Origin of the sequence: Microcoleus sp. B4-C2 (assembly GCF_036705265.1) — a bacterium.
Classification (GTDB): Bacteria; Cyanobacteriota; Cyanobacteriia; order Cyanobacteriales; family Microcoleaceae; genus Microcoleus.
In genome coordinates, this window is the sequence record NZ_JAUBUB010000204.1 from 1 (window position 1) to 1,636 (window position 1,636).

Annotated in this window: 1 protein-coding gene; it reads right to left on the minus strand. The window is 46.1% G+C overall.

The features are described 5' to 3' along the window. Nucleotides 1–16 precede the first annotated feature (16 nt). Nucleotides 17–1,348, minus strand: coding sequence for an IS110 family transposase (locus QUB20_RS28405; protein WP_333251541.1), 1,332 nt, complete (start codon nucleotides 1,346–1,348; stop codon nucleotides 17–19). Nucleotides 1,349–1,636 lie beyond the last annotated feature (288 nt).

Here is a 1,636-nt window from a genome sequence, read left to right on the forward strand (position 1 = left end):
AGTCCTCCTAAGAAACTCAATCTAACTGTGGAGTTTTAGCAACTAGCTCAAACCCAAAAGACTCAGCAGTTTTCTCCAGCTTAGAGACGATCCGTTGTCGATATTTCTGTTCGTAATAGTCTGCCCCTGAATCAGCATAAGCGGTTTTTGTACTCCAAAGATGATAGAAGATGCGGGCTAGCTTGTGAGCAGCGGCGGTATTGGCTCCAGCAGCGCCCAATCGAGCGCGCAGCCGACGATAAAAAGCCCCCAAAGCTGATTGAGAGCGAGATAAAGATTGAGCAGCTAAACGGAAGGCATTGGCAGCCCGATTAACTACTTGACGGGTATGAGAACTTTTGACTTTACCGCCGGTAATCCTCGAACCTGGACACAACCCTAACCAGGAACAAAAGTGTTTAACGGTAGGGAAACGAGTAGCGTCTAATCCGACTTCCGAGAGCAGGGTTTGTACGGTGAGAACATCGAAACCAGGAATTTGGGTAAAATCTACTCCACTAATCCGATACAAATGGTTACGCAAGTCAAAATTGGGTTCGTGACCTCTGGGCTTTCTGTTGCCGCGTTTGGGAGGGTCTGGTGGAGGATGGTTTTCTTCACAGGCAAAGCTTGCTAAATATCGCTCAATCTCAACATCGCAGCTAGCAATTTGTCCTTGATAGATGTCGTAAAGTTGTAACTCTTGTTTTAACACAAATATCTGCTCAGCTCGATAGTCTCCACTCAAGGCTTTGACAATATCTGCGGTACTACTTCTAATGCGGGAATTTTTCAAGCCAGCTAAGACTTGAGGATTCCTTTCGCCAGCCACAATGGCGCGGATGATTGCCATTCCTGTGACTCCGGTGATGTCACTGATGACTTTATGGAGTTGCAGATTCATCTGAATTAATGCTTTCTGCATCCGCAGTACGTGGGTGCTACTACTTTTTATTAAGTTATCGCGGTGGCGAATGTAACTGCGAAGAACGCAAATTTGATCGTCAGGGCGAAAGGAACCGGACAATAAACCGTAGGTATGTAGCTGTTGCAACCACTGACAATCTAAAACATCGCTTTTTCTACCCGGTACGGTTTTGACGTGATGGGCATTTACCAGTTTGACTTCGATACCTCTTTCTTCGAGAATTTGAAAGGCACTTATCCAATAGACTCCTGTCGATTCCATTGCGATGGTGTCTACTCGACATTCCAACAACCAAGATGCCATCTCAATTAAGTCAGGGGTAAAACAGCCAAATTTACGCACATTCTGTGGCGTTCTGTCCGGTGGGACACACACCCAATGTTCTTCTGACCCGATATCTATGCCTGCAGCATTTGGGTTAATCTGTGTGAAATTGGACATTTCACCCCCAACAGGTTTGTTGGTCTGGCGTCGGCTCATTAGATGACTCCCCTTCGCGATCAAACTTTTAGGTGTCCCGAGCGGTGGGCGGATTTGATGTTATATTCTCCTAAACGGGATAGGGAATTACCCCTTCACCAATGTCATAACCATCACGCCCACGACCACGCTCTAAATCAGGCTCACGCATCGCACCATTGACTTGTCGGTCTTACTCTCAGGACACAGGGATAATATATCTGATCGATGGCAACTTTTGGGCTAGCTTTACTGTTTCTTTTATTCATA